The 16,889-nt window shown below is 69.9% G+C and carries 16 protein-coding genes and 1 riboswitch; of the genes, 4 read left to right on the top strand and 12 right to left on the bottom strand.

Going from position 1 to position 16,889, the window contains the following annotated elements:
- Nucleotides 1-27: 27 nt before the first annotated feature.
- The 4 genes from ABZW60_RS34985 to ABZW60_RS34970 all read right to left on the bottom strand — a co-directional run bounded on the left by ABZW60_RS34985 (nt 28) and on the right by ABZW60_RS34970 (nt 2,797).
- Nucleotides 28-744: an SCO2322 family protein gene (locus ABZW60_RS34985; protein ID WP_355484296.1), complete on the bottom strand. Its 717-nt coding sequence runs from the start codon at nt 742-744 to the stop codon at nt 28-30.
- Between the two features lie 114 nt (nt 745-858).
- Nucleotides 859-939, bottom strand: a riboswitch (cobalamin riboswitch).
- A gap of 30 nt (nt 940-969) precedes the next feature.
- Nucleotides 970-1,179: a hypothetical protein gene (locus ABZW60_RS34980; protein WP_167214214.1), complete on the bottom strand. Its 210-nt coding sequence runs from the start codon at nt 1,177-1,179 to the stop codon at nt 970-972.
- On the bottom strand, nt 1,176-2,186 hold the full coding sequence (locus tag ABZW60_RS34975) for an aldo/keto reductase family protein (protein WP_355484294.1): 1,011 nt from the start codon (nt 2,184-2,186) through the stop codon (nt 1,176-1,178). The genes ABZW60_RS34980 and ABZW60_RS34975 overlap by 4 nt, the downstream gene beginning before the upstream one ends.
- 23 nt (nt 2,187-2,209) lie before the next feature.
- Nucleotides 2,210-2,797, bottom strand: coding sequence for a DUF3043 domain-containing protein (locus tag ABZW60_RS34970; protein ID WP_355484292.1), 588 nt, complete (start codon nt 2,795-2,797; stop codon nt 2,210-2,212).
- 167 nt (nt 2,798-2,964) lie between these two features.
- Here ABZW60_RS34970 and ABZW60_RS34965 point away from each other — a divergent pair, with 167 nt between their 5' ends.
- From ABZW60_RS34965 to ABZW60_RS34950, 4 genes are all read left to right on the top strand, one after another.
- Nucleotides 2,965-3,774, top strand: a complete 810-nt coding sequence (locus ABZW60_RS34965; protein WP_355484290.1) for a PspA/IM30 family protein — start codon at nt 2,965-2,967, stop codon at nt 3,772-3,774.
- A complete protein-coding gene (locus tag ABZW60_RS34960; protein ID WP_355484288.1) occupies nt 3,771-4,046 on the top strand; it encodes a hypothetical protein in 276 nt (91 codons plus the stop codon). Before ABZW60_RS34965 ends, ABZW60_RS34960 begins: the two co-directional genes overlap by 4 nt.
- Nucleotides 4,047-4,325: 279 nt before the next feature.
- Entirely contained in the window at nt 4,326-5,867 is a 1,542-nt protein-coding gene (locus ABZW60_RS34955) for a sugar transferase (RefSeq protein ID WP_355484286.1), read from the top strand.
- A 42-nt stretch (nt 5,868-5,909) separates the two neighbouring features.
- Nucleotides 5,910-6,479: a sigma-70 family RNA polymerase sigma factor gene (locus tag ABZW60_RS34950; RefSeq protein ID WP_355484284.1), complete on the top strand. Its 570-nt coding sequence runs from the start codon at nt 5,910-5,912 to the stop codon at nt 6,477-6,479.
- A gap of 61 nt (nt 6,480-6,540) precedes the next feature.
- Here ABZW60_RS34950 and ABZW60_RS34945 read toward each other — a convergent pair whose 3' ends face one another.
- From ABZW60_RS34945 to ABZW60_RS34910, 8 genes are all read right to left on the bottom strand, one after another.
- On the bottom strand, nt 6,541-6,897 hold the full coding sequence (locus ABZW60_RS34945; protein ID WP_355484283.1) for a hypothetical protein: 357 nt from the start codon (nt 6,895-6,897) through the stop codon (nt 6,541-6,543).
- A gap of 5 nt (nt 6,898-6,902) precedes the next feature.
- Nucleotides 6,903-8,546: a right-handed parallel beta-helix repeat-containing protein gene (locus ABZW60_RS34940; protein ID WP_355484281.1), complete on the bottom strand. Its 1,644-nt coding sequence runs from the start codon at nt 8,544-8,546 to the stop codon at nt 6,903-6,905.
- 13 nt (nt 8,547-8,559) lie between these two features.
- A complete protein-coding gene (locus ABZW60_RS34935) occupies nt 8,560-9,762 on the bottom strand; it encodes a glycosyltransferase (RefSeq protein WP_355484280.1) in 1,203 nt (400 codons plus the stop codon).
- Nucleotides 9,759-11,003, bottom strand: coding sequence for a hypothetical protein (locus ABZW60_RS34930; RefSeq protein ID WP_355484278.1), 1,245 nt, complete (start codon nt 11,001-11,003; stop codon nt 9,759-9,761). Before ABZW60_RS34930 ends, ABZW60_RS34935 begins: the two co-directional genes overlap by 4 nt.
- Nucleotides 11,000-12,628 carry a hypothetical protein gene (locus tag ABZW60_RS34925; protein WP_355484277.1) on the bottom strand — a complete coding sequence of 543 codons (1,629 nt, stop codon included), beginning with the start codon at nt 12,626-12,628 and terminating at the stop codon, nt 11,000-11,002. The genes ABZW60_RS34930 and ABZW60_RS34925 overlap by 4 nt, the downstream gene beginning before the upstream one ends.
- Complete coding sequence (locus ABZW60_RS34920) at nt 12,625-13,845, bottom strand: hypothetical protein (protein WP_355484275.1); 1,221 nt, start codon at nt 13,843-13,845, stop codon at nt 12,625-12,627. The genes ABZW60_RS34925 and ABZW60_RS34920 overlap by 4 nt, the downstream gene beginning before the upstream one ends.
- Before the next feature lie 68 nt (nt 13,846-13,913).
- Nucleotides 13,914-15,845 (bottom strand): alginate lyase family protein, encoded by a 1,932-nt coding sequence (locus ABZW60_RS34915; RefSeq protein WP_355484273.1) that lies wholly within the window; start codon nt 15,843-15,845, stop codon nt 13,914-13,916.
- On the bottom strand, nt 15,842-16,792 hold the full coding sequence (locus ABZW60_RS34910) for a Gfo/Idh/MocA family oxidoreductase (RefSeq protein WP_355484272.1): 951 nt from the start codon (nt 16,790-16,792) through the stop codon (nt 15,842-15,844). Before ABZW60_RS34910 ends, ABZW60_RS34915 begins: the two co-directional genes overlap by 4 nt.
- Between the last annotated feature and the right edge of the window lie 97 nt (nt 16,793-16,889).

Below are 16,889 nucleotides of genomic sequence, written 5' to 3'. Positions count from 1 at the left end.
AGTGTCAGGTGGTGGACGGCGCGCACTCTACTTCGCCGCGGTACGACGGCGGTTCAGGACGAGCCCGCCACCGGCCAGCAGGGCGACCACGACGATCGCGATGACGATGCCGGTCCACGGCGCCCCGCCGTCATCTTCGCTCGTGGCCGCCGGGGACGGCTTGGCCGAGGACCCGACACTCGCACCGATCTGCAGCGTGACCGGGGCGTCGGTGGCCGGGACATTGATGTTCTTCACCTGGTCGCCGCAGCCCTTGGCCGGGTAGCCGGCCACACCGCAGGTCAGGCCCTTCTCGATCCGGACCGGGCCTACCGCCGCGAGGATCTTCGCGCCGTTCGACGCCGGGTCGGTCACCACGCAGGTGCCGGTGGCGGGCCCGGGCGTCTCCCCGGCGGTCGCGTCCTCAGGCGTACCGGGGTCGACGACCACCGCGACGCGCTTCTTGCCGGTCTCGGCCGGGGTCTTGCCGCAGATGGCGTCGAAGTCGCCCGCGGCGCGCGGCACCCGCGGCTTGGCGCCGCCGAGCGCGAACCGCCAGCCCTCGACGGCCCCGTCGGCCGGGACGTAGGCGTCGGCGCCCTTCTGCGAGAAGGCCCACTGGCCGTTCGTCCACTGGTAGTAGCCCCAGAAGCGGTAGCCGTCCTCGGCCTGGGCAGTGGTAGCTGTGACGGTCGCGACGGTCCCCGCCAGCAGGAGACCCGCCAGCAGGCTGAGGACCAGGCGTACGGTCCGATGTGCAGTCATTGTCGTTCCTCGGTCGGGCCGCAGCCCGGTGGAGGAGGTCCCGCCTGCACCGGCAGGGTAGGGGCTCCACCCGCGGACCACGGCGGGTAGTTGAGCCTGACTGCCTGCGTCACAGTGTTCCGGCTCGCCACCCGCCCGCGGCTGCGGACGGGTGGCCTACGGTTGCGGGTCAGCGCCGGACTCGGACCGGCTTCCCTGTGACGCAGGCTTTGGTTCGACCGAACTCTACTCCGCGGACGACAGACTCATCGGGCCGTACACCTCACGGCCGTCCTCCAGCAGGTACACCTGACCGACGCCGCGGTCGGCCAGGTCGCGCCAGACCTCACCCAGCCAGCTCTCGGCGTCACCCTGTGCGGAGAACTCCGCCCCGCCGACCTCGCCCGGGTCGACCAGGGCGCCGCTCGCGGTCTCGAACCGCCAGCTCCAGCTCACGAGTTCGGCCGCTTCTGCGGGGCGTTCTGCGCGGTCTTGGCCGGGTCCTTCTCGACGATGTGGCCGAGCACCTCGTCGATCCCCTTCAGCAGACCCTCGTCCAGCGTGACGCCGGCGGCCTTGACGTTCTCGGTGACCTGCTCGGGGCGGGACGCGCCGATGATGGCCGACGAGACGTTGCTGTTCTGCAGCACCCACGCGATCGCGAGCTGCGACAGCGACAGCCCGGCCTGGTCGGCGAGCGGCTTCAGCTCCTGGACCCGGGTCAGGACGTCGTCGGTGAGGAACCGCTTGATGAAGTTCGAGCCGTTGGCGTCGGTGGCCCGGGAGCCCTCCGGCGGCTGCTGCCCCGGCAGGTACTTGCCGGTCAGCACGCCCTGCGCGATCGGCGAGAAGACCACCTGGCCGATACCGAGCTCCTCCGACGCCGGGACCACCTCGGCCTCGATGACCCGCCAGAGCATGCTGTACTGCGGCTGGTTGGAGACGAACGGGATGCGCAGCTCACGGGCCAGCCGGTGGCCCTCCTGCAGCTGCTCCGCGGTCCACTCCGAGACGCCGATGTAGAGCGCCTTGCCCTGCCGGACGACGTCGGCGAACGCCTCCATCGTCTCCTCGAGCGGCGTCTCGGTGTCGAACCGGTGGGCCTGGTAGAGGTCGACGTAGTCGGTGCCGAGCCGCTGCAGCGAGCCGTTGATCGACTCGTGGATGTGCTTGCGGGACAGGCCGGTGTCGTTCGGTCCGCCGGGACCGGTCGGCCAGTACACCTTGGTGAAGATCTCCAGCGACTCGCGGCGCTCGCCGGCCAGCGCCTCGCCGAGCACCGACTCGGCCTTGGTGTTGGCGTAGGTGTCGGCGGTGTCGAACGTCGTGATGCCGGCGTCCAGCGCGGCCCGGACACAGGCCTTGGCCTGCTCGTTCTCCACCTGCGAGCCGTGCGTCAGCCAGTTACCGTACGAGATCTCGCTGACCTTGAGACCACTGTTGCCCAGATAGCGGAAGTCCATACCCAGACCCTACTTCGCCTGGGTCAGGACGGCTTCTCGCCGCGCTTCACCATCGGCTTGGGCAGCCGCCAGCGGCGCATCTGCATGGTCCGCCGGACGGCGTAGAACCCCAGGCCCTTGGTGGACTCCTTCGGGAACTTGATCGCCACCTGCTTCTTCAGCCCCGAGGTGAGCAGGAACCAGTCCGCCGCGATCAGCAGGATCATGAACAGGAAGAGCAGGTTCACCATCCCGGCCAGCCACGGGAACTGCGGCGAGAACACCACGCCGATCAGCGACACCACCAGCAGCACCGGCAGCGCGAACTCCATCACCGAGTACCGGGCGTCGACGTAGTCCCGGGCGAACCGCCGGACCGGGCCCTTGTCGGCGGCCGGCAGATACCGGTCGTCGCCGGTCTGCATGGCCGACTGCATCTTGGCGCGCTCGGTGCGGACCTTGTCCCGCCGGATCGCCGAGGCCTCCTTGCGGTTGCGCGGCTTCTTGAAGGCGGCCTTGCGGGCGGCCTCCGCCTCCTTGCGGCTCGGCGTCGGACGGCCCTTGCCGCCCGGCTTGCCCTGGGACTCGGCGGGTACGGTGGTAGCTGTCTCAGACTTGGTACGACGGAACACGGGGTCAGAACCTCATTCGCAGGGCAAGGTCGCGACTCGGGGTGGTCCCCGGACCTTCCCACTACTTTATCCGGGCCCGTCCTGATGGTGTCGTGACCCGGTGGGACATAGGGTGGAAGGCACGCACGCCGGGTCGTCAGTCCGGCACAGAAGGGGTACGGATATCGATGAGCATCTTCAAGCGGATGTCGACGATCTTCAAGGCCAAGGCGAACTCCGCCCTGGACAAGGCCGAGGATCCTCGCGAAACCCTTGACTACTCGTATCAGAAGCAGCTGGAGCTGCTGCAGAAGGTGCGGCGTGGCGTAGCCGACGTGGCCACCAGCCGCAAGCGGGTGGAGCTGCAGGCGTCACAGCTGCAGTCCCAGTCGGCCAAGCTGCAGGAGCAGGCGCAGAAGGCGCTCTCGATGGGCCGCGAGGACCTGGCCCGCGAGGCCCTGACCCGCAAGTCCGGCCTGCAGGGCCAGATCGACGACCTGCAGACCCAGCACGCCCAGCTGCAGGGCGAGGAGGAGAAGCTGACGCTCGCCTCCCAGCGGCTGCAGGCCAAGGTCGAGTCCTTCCGGACCCGCAAGGAGACCATCAAGGCCACCTACACCGCGGCCGAGGCGCAGACCCGGATCAACGAGGCCTTCTCCGGGATCTCCGAGGAGATGAGCGACGTCGGTCTGGCGGTGCAGCGCGCCGAGGACCGCACGCAGCAGATGCAGGCCCGGGCCGGGGCGATCGACGAGCTGCTCGCCTCCGGCGCGCTCGACGACGCCACCGGGACCAACAAGGACAACATCACGCTCGAGCTCGAGCGGATGTCGTCCGGCTCCGACGTCGAGAACGAGCTGGCCGCCATGAAGGCGCAGCTGTCCGGCGGCAGCAGCACGCCCAAGGAGCTCTCCGGTGAGGCGCAGCAGTCCGCCCCCCAGACCGCCCAGCAGCCGGCAGCCGAGCCGGCGCGACCTCAGGACGGAGATATTCGGTGATCGTTCGGATCATGGGTGAAGGCCAGTGGCGACTGGCTGACGAGAAGCTCGACGCGCTCAACGCGGTCGACGGCGACCTGGAGAAGGCGGTGTCGTCCGGCGACGAGACGACGTACCAGGCCGCCTTCGCGGCGCTGCTGGACTTCGTCCGCTCCGGCGAGAAGGTGCCGGACGACGAGCTGCACGACTCCGACGCCATCCTGCCCCCGTCGGACAGCTCGCTGGCCGAGATGCGTGAGCTGATCAGCGGCGACGGCCTGATCGCCGGCTGACCGCACCCCCGATCAGTGCCCCGACCCGGCGGCTGATCACTTCAAGTAGTCATCTGAGACCCCTGGGAACCCGATCACGGGCTCCCGGGGGTCTTTGATTTATGGAACCCGGAAGTCGGGTTTGCGCGCCGGTAAACACTCTCGTCGGGTGCTGTTTTCCGCTGCGTCCACGTAGTACTCTCTGGTTCACGCCGTTGTGGGGGCGGCGTTTGGACGAGGTCCGTGACGGGGTGTGGGTTGGTCACGGGTTTCGGTTTCACCTGTGGGGGGTGACTGTGCGTGAGTGATTTTGTCATGTCCGAGGGGTTGGCCGAACCGGCTGACCTTCGGCCGGCGCCGTCGGGGGAACGTCGTCGGCCGGTCTGGGTGGTTCCGGACGAAGTACCGGCGGTCGTGCCGCGCGCGGCACGGTTCACCGAGGCGCGGTGGGTCGGGAAGTACCGGTGGGCGGCGCTCGCCGGCGACCTGGGGGCCGCGCTGTTCGGTGTCTCGCTGGCCCTGGTGGTCCGGTTCGGGGCCCAGATCAACCTCGGCTATGTGCTGCTCGGCGCCGTGCTGCCGATCGCCTGGCTGGTCTGTGTCGCCCTGGAGCGGGGTTATGAGACCCGCTACTTCGGCACCGGGCCGGAGGAGTTCCGCTCGATCATCCGGGCGGCGGTGGCGCTGACCGCGGTGGTCGCGATCACGTCGTACGCGACGAAGAGCCAGGTGGCGCGTGGTTTCGTCGTACTGGCGGTGCCGATGACCTGTTTCGCGGCGATGTTCGCCCGCTGGGTGCTGCACCGGCAGATCTCCAAGCGGCGGATCGCCGACCGGTGCATGCGGAAGGTGCTCGTTGTCGGGCGCAACGACCAGGTGACGACGCTGCGCCGGCACCTGGAGGAGCGCAAGACCGACGGGTACGTCGTGGTGGCGAGCTGTCTGCCCCGCGGCGACACGCCGGTGAACCATGCAGCCGAGGAGCCCGAGCCGGACCGGCTGGGCCGTGCCGAGATGGACATCCTGAAGGCGGTCGACGAGTGGGACGCCGACGTGGTCGCGGTGGCGGCCGACCCGGAACTGTCCGGGCACTCGCTGCGCAAGCTGTCCTGGGCGCTCGAACAGCGCGGCGTGGAGCTGATCGTCTCGCCGGGCATCGTCGAGGTGGCCGGTCCGCGGATCTCGATCCGGCCGGTCGCCGGGCTGTCGCTGCTGCACCTGGAGCGCCCGTCGGTGAGCGGTGGGCCGCACATCCTGAAGAGCGTCTTCGACCGGGTGGTCGGTTGCCTGCTGCTGCTCGCGGTGGCGCCGATCCTGCTGGTCACCGCGGTGCTGGTGAAGGTCACCAGCCGCGGTCCGGTGCTGTTCCGGCAGACCCGGGTGGGACGCGGCGGTGAGCAGTTCCAGATGCTGAAGTTCCGCACGATGGTGGTCGACGCCGAGGAACGCAAGGCGGAACTGCACGCGCTGAACGAAGGCAACGGGGTCCTGTTCAAGCTCCGCGACGATCCGCGGGTGACCAGGGTCGGCCGGTACCTGCGACGGTTCTCGATCGACGAGCTGCCGCAGCTGGTGAACGTGCTCCGGGGGGACATGTCACTGGTCGGCCCGCGCCCGCCGCTGCCCGCCGAGGTCGCGCAGTACGCGATCGACGACGCGCGGCGGATGCTCGTCAAGCCCGGCCTGACCGGCCTGTGGCAGGTGAGTGGACGCAGTGACCTGACGTGGGAGGAGTCCATGCGGCTCGACCTGCGGTACGCCGACAACTGGTCGATCGCACTCGACCTGTTGATCCTGTGGAAAACCGCCCGCGCCGTGCTGGGGAGCGACGGCGCGTACTGAGTGAGGTACCGAGCGGTGTTTGCGTTCCCGAGGGGGGAATCCGTGACTGTAGTACTGGAAAGGTCGGCCGTCGCCCGGTCCGAGGCCGCGACCCTGGTGATCAGGGCCGCCGAAGGAGACCAGGGCGCGTGGAGTCAGCTGGTCGATCACTATGCGCGGCTCGTCTGGGCCGTGACCCGCAGCTTCCGCCTGAGCGACAGCGACGCCGCTGACGTCTCGCAGATGGTGTGGCTGCGGTTGCTCGAACACATCAACCGCGTCGACCCCGAGCGGGTCGGCGCCTGGCTGGTCGTCACCACGCGCCGGGAATGCCTGCGGGTGCTGGCGTTCCGCAAGCGCGTGCTGCTGACCTACGAGGCGACCGCGTTCGACGACGTGGCCGGCGACCAGCCGGACCTCGACGCCGACCTGCTCGCCGGCGAGCGCGCCGACGACGTACGCCGGGCGCTCGAGAGCCTGCCGGACCGCTGGCAGCAGCTGCTCGGCATGCTGATGGCCGACCCGCCGGCGCCGTACGCGGAGATCTCCGCCACGATCGGCATCCCGATCGGCAGCATCGGCCCGATCCGCGGCCGGTGCCTGGAGAAGCTCAGACTGCTGCTTGCCTCCTGAAGCAGCACCGGACCGGTCCGGGCCCGGGGGCATGCGATCGCAGCAGCCATCACAGTAGCGATCACAGCATGATCCACGCGGTCCGGACCGGTCTTTGGTTGCCGCCCGGCCAGCGCAGCAGGAAGCTCACCAGTCGGGTGTCGCCCGGCCCGTCGCCGCCGCGGGCCTCGACCACGACCGGACCGGCCGGTGTGACCCGCAGCTCCACCGACTCCGCGGCCCGCTCCACGTCCAGCGTCACGCCGTACCCGGCGAAGCGCAGCCGCCGGACGCCGACCTCGCCGGGTGTGTCGACCAGGCTGTCGAAGACCAGGTCGAGTACGTCGAGATTCCGCTCGTGCCGGCCGAACGCGGCGTACCCGACCGAGCGGAGCAGTGCGATCTGCTCGCCGGCAACGCGCTCCGGAGGCCCGATCATCGCCCTCAGCGCTCCCCGAGCACCTTGACGACGCTGTCCGGGTCCTGTCCGTACGGCGCGCCCTGCCAGGACGCCCAGTTCACCCGGTTGCCCTGCTCGTGCACGATGAAGTTCCACGGCCCGGCGTAGGTGTTGTTGAAGAAGCGGTTGCCCTGGTGGAACGTGATCGCGTCCTGCACGGCGGACTCCTTGTACGGCGACCAGCTCGGGAACGTACCCCAGTTGGAGAACAGGCCGTTGTAGCCGCACCCGGAGCTGGACCCGCAACTACTGGACACCTTGTTCGGGTTCAGGCTGAAGAGGTTGTCGTGGACCCTGACGTTCTGCGTCTTCCAGCGGCAGTCGCTCCGGAACGGCTGTTCCTCGATCGTCTTGGCATTGCAGGTCTTGGCGTTCACCACCGCCGGATTGACCAGCGTGCCCGAGCCGGTGCTGGTGTTGGCGGCCGAGCCGGCGAACCGGTCGGCGTTCTCCCACAGGATGACGCCGGCCCAGTTGTCGCTGAATACGTTCTTGCTGATCTCGAAGGTCTGGTTGAAGACACCCGGCACCCGCGGGTCGCTGCCGGACTCGGAGATGTACAGGGCGGGGGTCGGGAAGCCGTTGTTGGTCGGCCCTTTGCCGAGCCCGTTGCGCACGAACGTGTTGCCCCGGATGCCGGCGTTGTAGCTGGTCTCGTAGACCAGCCCCTCGGCCAGGTTCCCGGAGATGTAGTTGCCCTCGATCACGAAGCCGGTGTTGTTCGTGTCGGCCCACAGACCGGCGCTGTGGTTGTCGTGCACCCAGTTGTTGCGCACCACCGCCCCGGTCACCTCCCAGAACTTGCCGCCGCCGCTGCACCCGCAGCCTTCCTTGAGCCGCTCCCAGTCGTCGGTGTTGTTCCCGGCGATCTCGTTGCCCTCGATGGTGATCCCGGCCACCTTGCCCGGGTTGTAGGCGTTGAAGCCGTACTGGCCGTTGTTCTGCAGGCAGTTGCCGCGGACAACGTTGTGGTCGCCGACCATGACGCCGGCCCCGGCGTTGTCCTTGACGGTGTTCCCGGTCACGGTCCAGCGGCCGGCGGCGTCGTGGTTCACCACGCCCTCGTCGTTGTTGCTCCGGACCGGCCCGAAGTTCTGGATGGTCAGGTTCTTCACCGTCACCGCGGTGGCATAGCCGGTGAACGCGTACCGGTTGCGGCGGCCGCCGTCCAGGATCGCTCCGGGCGCGCCGACATAGGTGTTGCCGTCCTTCGGGATCACCTGGGCGAACTCGCCGCGACCGAGCTTGTGCGTGCCGGGGGACAGCCAGAAGGTGGTGCCGGCCGGCTTCGCCTCCGTGAGCTCGTTGAGGTTGTCCGTGGTTCTGACGACAACCGCGTTGGCCGGGGCGGTGGCGGGGCCGGACAGAGCTCCGGCGTTCCCGCAGATCTTCGCGGTCGGGGCCGACGGCGCCGTCACGGGGCTGTTCGTGATCGCCGGGGACCCGGTGGCCGGCGGTGCGGCCTTCGTCGGCTCCTGCTCGCCGAGGACGACGAGGACGACGGCCAGCAGCGCCGCGACGACGACCAGCGCGACACCGCCCAGCACCAGCGGCCGCCGGTACCACGCGGTCACCGTGGCCGGCGACGGCGGACCGCCGGTCTCCTTGGTGTTTCCTTCGGGGGGCATCGGATCCTCGGGCTCAGCGACGGGGGGTGACCGGGTTCGCTACCGCGAAGCGGTAGATGTCGAGCAACTGCTCGACGTTCTGATCGATCTGGTGGTCGGTCTCGTACGTCTTGCGGGCCTGTCTACCGAGCCGGACGTACCGCTCGGGATCGCTGTCGACATCGCGCAGCAGCCTGCCCAGCGCCTCGGGGTTCCCGGGCTCGAACAGCGCGCCGTCCACGCCGTCGGTGATCAGGCCGGGGAACGAGCCGTGCGCCGACGCCAGCGGCGGTACGCCGACAGCCATCGCCTCGACCACCACCAGGCCGAACGTCTCCTCCCACTCCGACGGCAGCACCACCGCGCGGGACTCGCCGATCAGCTTGAAGACGTCGGGCTTGCTCATCAGGCCGCGCAGCTCGACCGAGGGCCGGTCGGCGGCCCAGGCCGTGACCTCGTCGAGCATCGGTCCGCCGCCGGCGATCACCAGCCGCAGCGCCTCGTCGCCCGCGGTCGCGCGATACGCGTCCCAGCCCTTCATCAGCAGCGGCGCGCCCTTCGCGGCGTCGAGCCGGCCGACGTAGGTCACCTGGCGCTGCCGGGACCCGCCGACGGGACCGTCGTACGGCACCATGTTGGGCTTGACGAACGTCCGGTCCGGGTCGAACCGCATGCCGGCCATCAGATCGCGCTGGGACTCGGAGATGAAGATGTACGCGGACACCAGGTCCTGCCAGCTGCCCCGGTGCCCGCGGGTGTTCAGCACGGTCGTCGCGGTCGCGAGCGCCGACCCGCGGTAGCAGCGGTGCAGCATGCCGCTGGCCGGATTGCCGCCGGCGCAGTCGTGGCAGACCTTGCCGTCGCGGAAGAAGTCGCCGCTCGCGCACAGCAGCTTGTAGTTGTGCAGCGTGATCACGGCCGGTACGCCGGCCAGCCGGCAGGCGTACAGCACCGACGGGCTGAGCAACGGGAACGTGTTGTGGATGTGCACCACGTCCGGCCGGTGCCGGAACAGGTCGCGGGCCAGGTCGTACCGGCTGGCCCGGCTCCAGACCACCCGGGCCGGCAGGACCGCCTTCTTCAGCGCCGGCCACTCCTCGATGTCGTCGCTGTGCCTCTCGAAGTGCCGGACGGTGTGACCCGCCGCGGTGAGCGCCTCGCTCTCCTGGTCGACGACCCGGTTCTCACCGCTGGGTGCGGTCGACCGGTATCTGTTGTGCACCATCATGATCTTCATCGCGGTCCTTCACGTGTTGATGTGGAGTACACCAGCGAGGCGGCCAGCGTCAGTTCCAGCAGGTACGGCGAGGCCTCGCTGAGCCCGCTCTCGGTGAACGAGGCGACGACGCAGTAGGCGACGAGGAACAGGGCCAGAGCCCGGTGCGGCCCCTGGGGCCGGAACCAGGCCGCGGTCAGCACGAAGGCCAGCAGCAGGATCGTGAGCGCGCAGCCGACCAGTCCGACGTCGTAGTAGGTGCCGAGCCAGTTGCTGTCGATCGGCAGGCCGTTGAACGACTTGTTCGACAGGCCGAAGCCGAAGAGCGTTTCGAAGGTGGAACGCGGCTGGGCGAGGATGGCGTCCCACACGGCCTTGCGGCCGGTGAGCGCGCCGAGTTCCTCGGTGTCCTGGCCGCGCGCCAGCCAGGTGGTCACCACCGAACTGAGGGTGAGCGCGCCGAACGTGAACACCGTCAGACCGATCAGGAACGCCTTGCGCACCCGCGAGCGCGCGGTGAACAGGCTGAGCCCGGCGATCGTCACACCGACGAGCGTCGCCGCCAGCGCGGTCCTGGTGTGGGTCAGCAGCAGCACCGGGACGCAGCACAGCACGCTGGCCAGCGCCACGTTGCGCCGGAGCAGGCCCGACATCCACAGCACGATCGTCAGACCGATGGCCACCGCGGAGTAATGGCCGACCTGGGTCGGCGGGATCGGCCAGAGCGTGCCGCCGAGCCGGTCGTCGGTCATGGCGAGTCCGGGGGCGACGATCAGCCCGACGATGACAGACCCGACGATTGCCCACAGCACCAGCAGGTGGGTCCGCACCAGGAGCAGGTCGCGACGGGTCCACCACGGCGTCAACAGCCACAGCACCAACGCGAACCCGCAGAGCCGGCCGGCGCGGAACAGCGCGCCGAGCAGGAACTCCGCCCGGATGCTGGCCAGCAGCGCCTCGACGGCCAACGTCATCAGCAGCACGATGTAGACGCTGCGCCGGACCCGGACCGGCCGGTTCACCGACAGCACCATCATCAGCGCGCCCACCAGCGCTCCCTGCGCGATGAGCTTGCCGACCGATCCCGGGATCGGCAGCAGGTGCGGCGCACCGGGGAAGAACGTCATCACGTTCAGCACCAGCAAAGCCCAGGTCAGCTGCACCCGCCGGCGCCGGCGGACCTCCGGGGCGACGACCCGCCGCGTCGGCCGGGTGCCGAGCCGCGCGGTCAGCTGGTTCCCGAGCGTCGCGAGCATGGTCATCGGCTGAACATCTCGACGTCCACGGAGCGGGTCCGGCCGGACTCGGCCTCGGTCACGCCGACACTCTCGTCCGTGCGGTCCGGACGGAGCACGATCGCGGTGTCGATCTCGAGCCCCGCCAGCCGGAGCATCTCGCCGGTCGCCTGGATCGCGGTCGTGGTCGAACGGCCCGCGGTCACCACCACGGCCGCGTGCGAGCTCCACGTGGCCAGGTGGTCCGCGCCGAGCTCGGGAGTCAGGTCGGCCAGGCTGAGCACCAGGTCGGCGACCTCCCACGACGCGTCGAGTGCCACGTCGCCGGAGCCCGCGGGCCGCTTGTTGTCGCCGAGCCGCAGGTACGCGCCCTCAGCCGGCCCGGCGGCCGGGTCGGGCAGGTGGACCTCGATCCGCCGGCCCGGCTCGCTGAACCGTGACTCCTGCGTGCCCGGTACCTTCACGCCGAGCATCCGGGCCAGCCGGCCGGACTCGGTCAGATCCGCGACCAGGACGCGCTTGCCGTCCTCGGCCAGCGACACGGCGAGTGCGGCAACGGCGAGAGCGCAGGTGCGCAGGTCGTCGATCCCCACCACCGCGAGTGTCGGCGGGCGTTCGCTCCAGGCGATCCGGTGATCGAGATGCTGGACGAGGAGCTGAATCTCAGGGCTCTGCCGCTGTGCCTTGCGCAGCAGGCCCGGTAGCGGGAACAGACGCAGGCGCGAGGGCCGGGGTGCGCTCAGCCGGACGCGGGCGCCGAGGGCATGGGAGATGTCCTGGCGTTTCCACAACCGGTCCGAGATCAGCGCCCGGACGATGACGAACCCGACGCCGAGGAACAGGCCGGCGATCAGGCCGGTGCCCGCGTTGATGACGATCGTCCGCTTGGCCGAGACCGGCACCGGGGCAGCCACGTCGAGAACCCGGCTGCTGTTCATCCGGGTTGCCTGCACCTGCTCGTCCTGCAGCTGCTGCCGGACGTAGGTCTCCCGGTCCCGGGCCGCGCCGAGCCTGGCGCCCTCAGCACTGTTGGGGCGCTTCATTTCGTCCGGATCGTCACCGGCCGCCCGCACCGCCTGCTTTGCGAGGGACAGCTCGTTCGCCGCAGCCGTCAGGTCCCGGACCAGCGGCGCGTCCTGCAGCGCGATCTGCTCCGTGCGGTAGACGAGGAAGACATTGGCGATGACCGACGCCAGCTTGGTCGCCTCCTCATCGGTCTTCGCCTTGGTGGTGATCTGGAGGATCCGGTCGGTCGACGCGCTCGCGGAGTACTCCTTGAGCAGGTCGTCCTGGGTCACGGGCAGCTTGAGCAGCTCGATCACCCTCTGCGCGACGGTGTGCGTGGTCGCGAGGCTGACGTCGGTCGCCATCGCCTTCGTCGGGTCCTCACCGTCGCGGTGCGTCAGCAGCAACCGGGTCTGCGCCGTACTGGGCGCGGGCAGGGCGACGGTCGAGGCCAGACCCAGGGCCAGGCCGACCAGCGCGACGACCAGCCAGATGCGGACGTGCCTGCGGAGCGCATCACGGATGAAGCGGAAGGTGACCAGCGCGTCCGGCGGGAACGACGCCGACCGCTCGCCGTCGAACAGTCCGTCGTCATCGGTCCAGACGGGCTCGCGGACCGTCGGTTCGTTGTACGGCTGGTTGCTCATTTGGTCCTCCTCGCCGTGCCGGTGAGGAGGGTGGGCAGCCGCGAGGACGTGCGACGCGTCGACTGCGAGACCCGGCCGATCGTCCGGTCCGTCGGGTCCGGATCGGTGACCACCAGACCGTCGATGGTGCGGTCGTTCGCGGCGGCGGCGACCGCCAGCCGGGCGAGTTCCTCGGCCGTCACGACGCCGGACGAGAGCGCGACGATCGTGTTCGTGGTCTGCTCGGCGTCGGCCAGGTGCGGCGCGTCCCGGTCCACCACCACGAGGTGGATGGTCAGCGCGGACGAGCCCGGCGGCTCCTGGTGGGTGTCGACCACGATCGAGGCGGTGATCCCGATCGAGTTGGCGAGCGCGGCCAGTTGCGGACCGAGCGGAAGGGCCTTGTCGTCACCGGTGAAGGAGAGCACGGTCAGGGAGACCGGAGCGCCGTCGCGGACGTCCAGCCCGAGGTGGTGCAGGGTCTTGCGCAGGCTCCAGGCCTCCACCGCCGTCGGCGAGTAGTGCTCGAGCAGGTAGGCCCAGTCGGACCGGTCCGTCGCCTGGTACGACGAGACCGACGCCAGCACCGGCAGGCCGACCGCGTCGGCGATCTCGTCGCGCATCCGCAGCCGCCGGTCGCCCCGGGCCTTGGCCAGCACACCGACCGAGCCGGCGGCCGCGCCGATCAAGGCACCGAGCGCGCCGAGGATGCCGAGATGGACGAACACGTTGCCACCGCGGGCGCTGGTCGCCTGCTCCAGCACGCGGGCGCCGGTCTTCTTCCCGAGGTCGCCCGGCAGGTTCTGTGCGCTCGTCACGTAGACCAGGTAGATCCCGGCGACGGCGTTGGCCAGCTGCATCGACTCCTGGGCGGTCTGCCCCTTCGCGTCGATCTTGATGACGTCCTGGGTGACGGCGGTGACCTTGACCCGGTCACGGACCTGGTCGGTCGTCAGTGCGGGACTGAGGTTCTGGCCCGCGCTCTTCAGTACCGGCTCGCTCTCCGCGATGAAGACCTGCGTGTCGATGCTCTGCGCGCCGGCCTGGGTGGCCTTCTCGGCATCGGTCGCGGGAGGTGGTGGCAGGACGACGAGTGACGTGGCGGTGTGCATGGCGGGCACGGCGAGCCCGTACGCGATCCCACCGAGCAGGCCGACCGCGGCGACAGCCGCCACGATCAGGCGGTGCCGGCGGATCGCTTGCCACGATTTCTTCACGTCCAGCTGCTGTGCGCTCACAGGCCCCCTCCAAGCGAACGTCTGTCGGTACGGAGTAATAGAGGGGCGGAACGTGGCGCTGATACACCTCAGGAGCGGAAGCGGAAGGTGGTGGTCGCGGGGGAGTCGGGGCTGAGGGTGCCGGTGCCGATCAGAGTGGTACTCGGGACCTTGTGGCCGAAGCGCGGGGAGTACCAGCCCAGCAGCGGGTCGTCGGTGCCGCGGTAGGCCGTCCAGGTCAGTCCGGCGGGCAGCTCGACGGCGGCTGAGCCGGTGGGCCACGTCAGCTGTCCCGTCGGCTCGTCGTACTCGATCTCTGGCCCCAGGTGCCAGGCGATCCGTACGCCGGCCGCCGCGTCGAGGTGGTCCTCCACGCGCAGCACGCCCTGCTCCAGTGCGGCGGTTCGCCGGTGCGTGACGGGTGCGTAGCCGTCGTGTTCGGCCTCCCACGCGTTTCCGCTGTACCGACGTACCGTGCTGTTCGCACCGCGCAGCCAGAGGAACGGGCCGCCCCAGGTGGACTGCTCGGTGCCGGATACCTCGACGGTGTTGTGGGCGACGGTGGAGCGGAAGTAGTCCCGCCACTCCGGTTCGCCGTGGTAGCAGTACGTGCCAGGGTCGGCGAGGACGTCGACGCCGTCGACCCGCACCTCGAGCGACAGCGCATCGGAGTGGGCGTGGGCGGCGATGGAGAGGAAGCCGTGCGGACCGGCGTCCGCGCGGCACCAGATCTCCGGACCGGTGTCCTGGCTGCGCAGAATGATCAGGCCGGCGTCGCGGAAGTGGTCCGGTCGTTCGGCCGGGCGGTCCGGCTGTTCTTTGCTGATGAGCGAGCCGACGATGACGGACGTCGCCGTGGGCTCGCTGCCGGGCCACCAGGGCGCTCGGCCGACCACGGCTGCGCCCAGCGAGAGGTACGCCGCCCAGTCGCTGATGTCTGGTGGGTCGAGAACCAGGACCATGCCCTCGTCGTCGTCACCCTGGCGTGGTGGCCGCAGGCTGGTGTCGACGATCGCCGCGGCCACGTCGACAGTGCGCGTCAGCAGGGCCCAGGTCCGCGGGCTGAGCGGGTGTCCGGCGGTTTCTGCTTCCAGAGCGGCGAACAGGCCGAGTTCAGAGACGAAGCGGTGGTAGTCCGTGGCCAGTTCGCGGTTCACGCCGGAGGGGAACGTGTTGGCGTCCAGTTCCTTCTCCAGCAGGGCTGCGGCGTCTGCGCGCCAGCGGTCGCTCTTCGTGAACCAGGGGAACGCGCAGGCGCCGATGAGCTGTCCGGCCGCTTCCGCGATCACATGGTTGTTCGCCGACGAGCCGTGGCTGCGGAACGCGGCGAGGTAGCGCTGGTGCCAGTAGAGCTGCTGCAGCGCCAGTTCGTTGTGCTCGAACAGATCCGTGATGTCAGGCCAGTCGTTGAGCAGCCGGCGGACCCATGTCCAGCTGATCAGGCGCAGGCCGATCTCGATACCGCTCGCCCAGTGCACGCCGGACAGAAACGGGTTCGACCGCCACCAGTCGTTCAAGTGGTCGGCTACGCGTTCGGCGTACCGGTCGTCATGCGTCAGGTACCAGGCCGCGGCCAGCTGGGTCAGGTGGTGGTGGCGGGACAGCTCCCAGACCTGCTTGATGTTGCCGACCGCCTGCTCGTTGCGGTGGTTCAGCTTGAACACGTACTGCGCCGGGTCCGACCGGCGGCCCGTGGTCGGGTCGCGGAACCAGTCCGGGGCGCGGAGATCCGTACGGTCGACCCCGAGGACCTCGAGGTTCCCGGCCAGGATCGCGTCGGCCCGGGCGATGACCGCCTTGCGGGCCTCGTCCGGCACCGCGCAGGCCGTCTGCGGCGACAGCGTCGTCGGGAAGGTCCGCTCGGTGCGGAGGGGGAGATGCGGGTTTCCGTCCTGCCCGGGCCTGACCTGTTGGTAGGCCCAGGCAGTACGGCGTCCGGCATCGCGGGTGCGCCAGATGAGTTCGGTGGGGGACATCCGGCGGAGGCGGCGGACGTACCAGCCCAAGGGCTGGCGGCTCACAGTTTTTCCGGCCGGCCGCTGGCCAGGCTTCGGTCGACGGCGATCGTCGCGCGGGTGGTGGCGACCAGGGTCTCGAACGGGATCGGCATCGGGCCGCCGGACCTCACCGCGGCGACGAAGCGGTCGAGCTCGATCCGCTGGCCCTTGTCGGTGCTGCGGGACTTGCGGACCGACGGTTTGCGGCCGGTCCACACCGACGCGCTCTGGAAGTTGTCGAACCGGGCGTTGCGGCCGCCGCCGGTGACGTCGATCGTCTCCTTCGGGAAACGCGCGGTGCCGCCGCCGACGTAGCTGATCGTCGCGACCGAGCCGTTCGCGAACCGGAGCGTGACGACGACGTCGCCGGTGTCCGGGCCGGGGACGGCGTACACCTCGGTCGGGAGGCTGTTCAGCCACCAGGTCAGGGTGTCGACGAAGTGGCCGCCCTCGCCCGCGAAGCGGGAGCCTTCCTTGCCGGCGTCGAGGTACCAGCTGGTGGAGTCGAGCTTGCCGGCGTTCACCAGGTAGCGGAGGGAGAAGGCGCCGCCGGGGTCGCCGAAGCGGTCCTTCAGGTCGGTCAGCAGCGGCGCGAACCGGCGGTTGAAGCCGACCATCAGGCGGTCGTTGCCGGTGGCGTCCACGGTGGCGACGATGCGGTCCAGGTCCTCGTCGGTCAGCGCCAGCGGCTTCTCGACGAAGACCGCCTTGCCGGTCTCGAGGGCGCGGCAGGCGAGGTCGGCGTGGGAGCTGTGGCGGGTGACGACGAACACGGCGTCGAGGGTGGTGTCGGTCAGTACTTCGTTCGCGTCGGTGGAGATCGCTTCGAAGCCGAACCGTCGTTGGGCGTTCGCGGCGGACAAGGATTTGTTGGTCGCGACCCGGGCCAGCACGGCATTCTCGTTCTTCTGCAGGTGCGGCAGCAGCATGCTGGACGCGTAGTTACCCGCTCCTACAAAGCCGATCCGCACGGCGCCGGCGGGAGCCGGCCGACCGGCCGGGGGCCCCCGGGGGGGGGTGTGCGGGGGCCCCGGCGTTTGCGGGGGTAGGTGGGCCCCCCCGGGCCCC

This window comes from Kribbella sp. NPDC003557 (assembly GCF_040610805.1).
In the GTDB taxonomy this organism is placed as follows: domain Bacteria; phylum Actinomycetota; class Actinomycetes; order Propionibacteriales; family Kribbellaceae; genus Kribbella.
The sequence above is the reverse complement of the archived record's forward strand: the minus strand, read 5'-3'. Positions and strand labels throughout refer to the sequence as shown.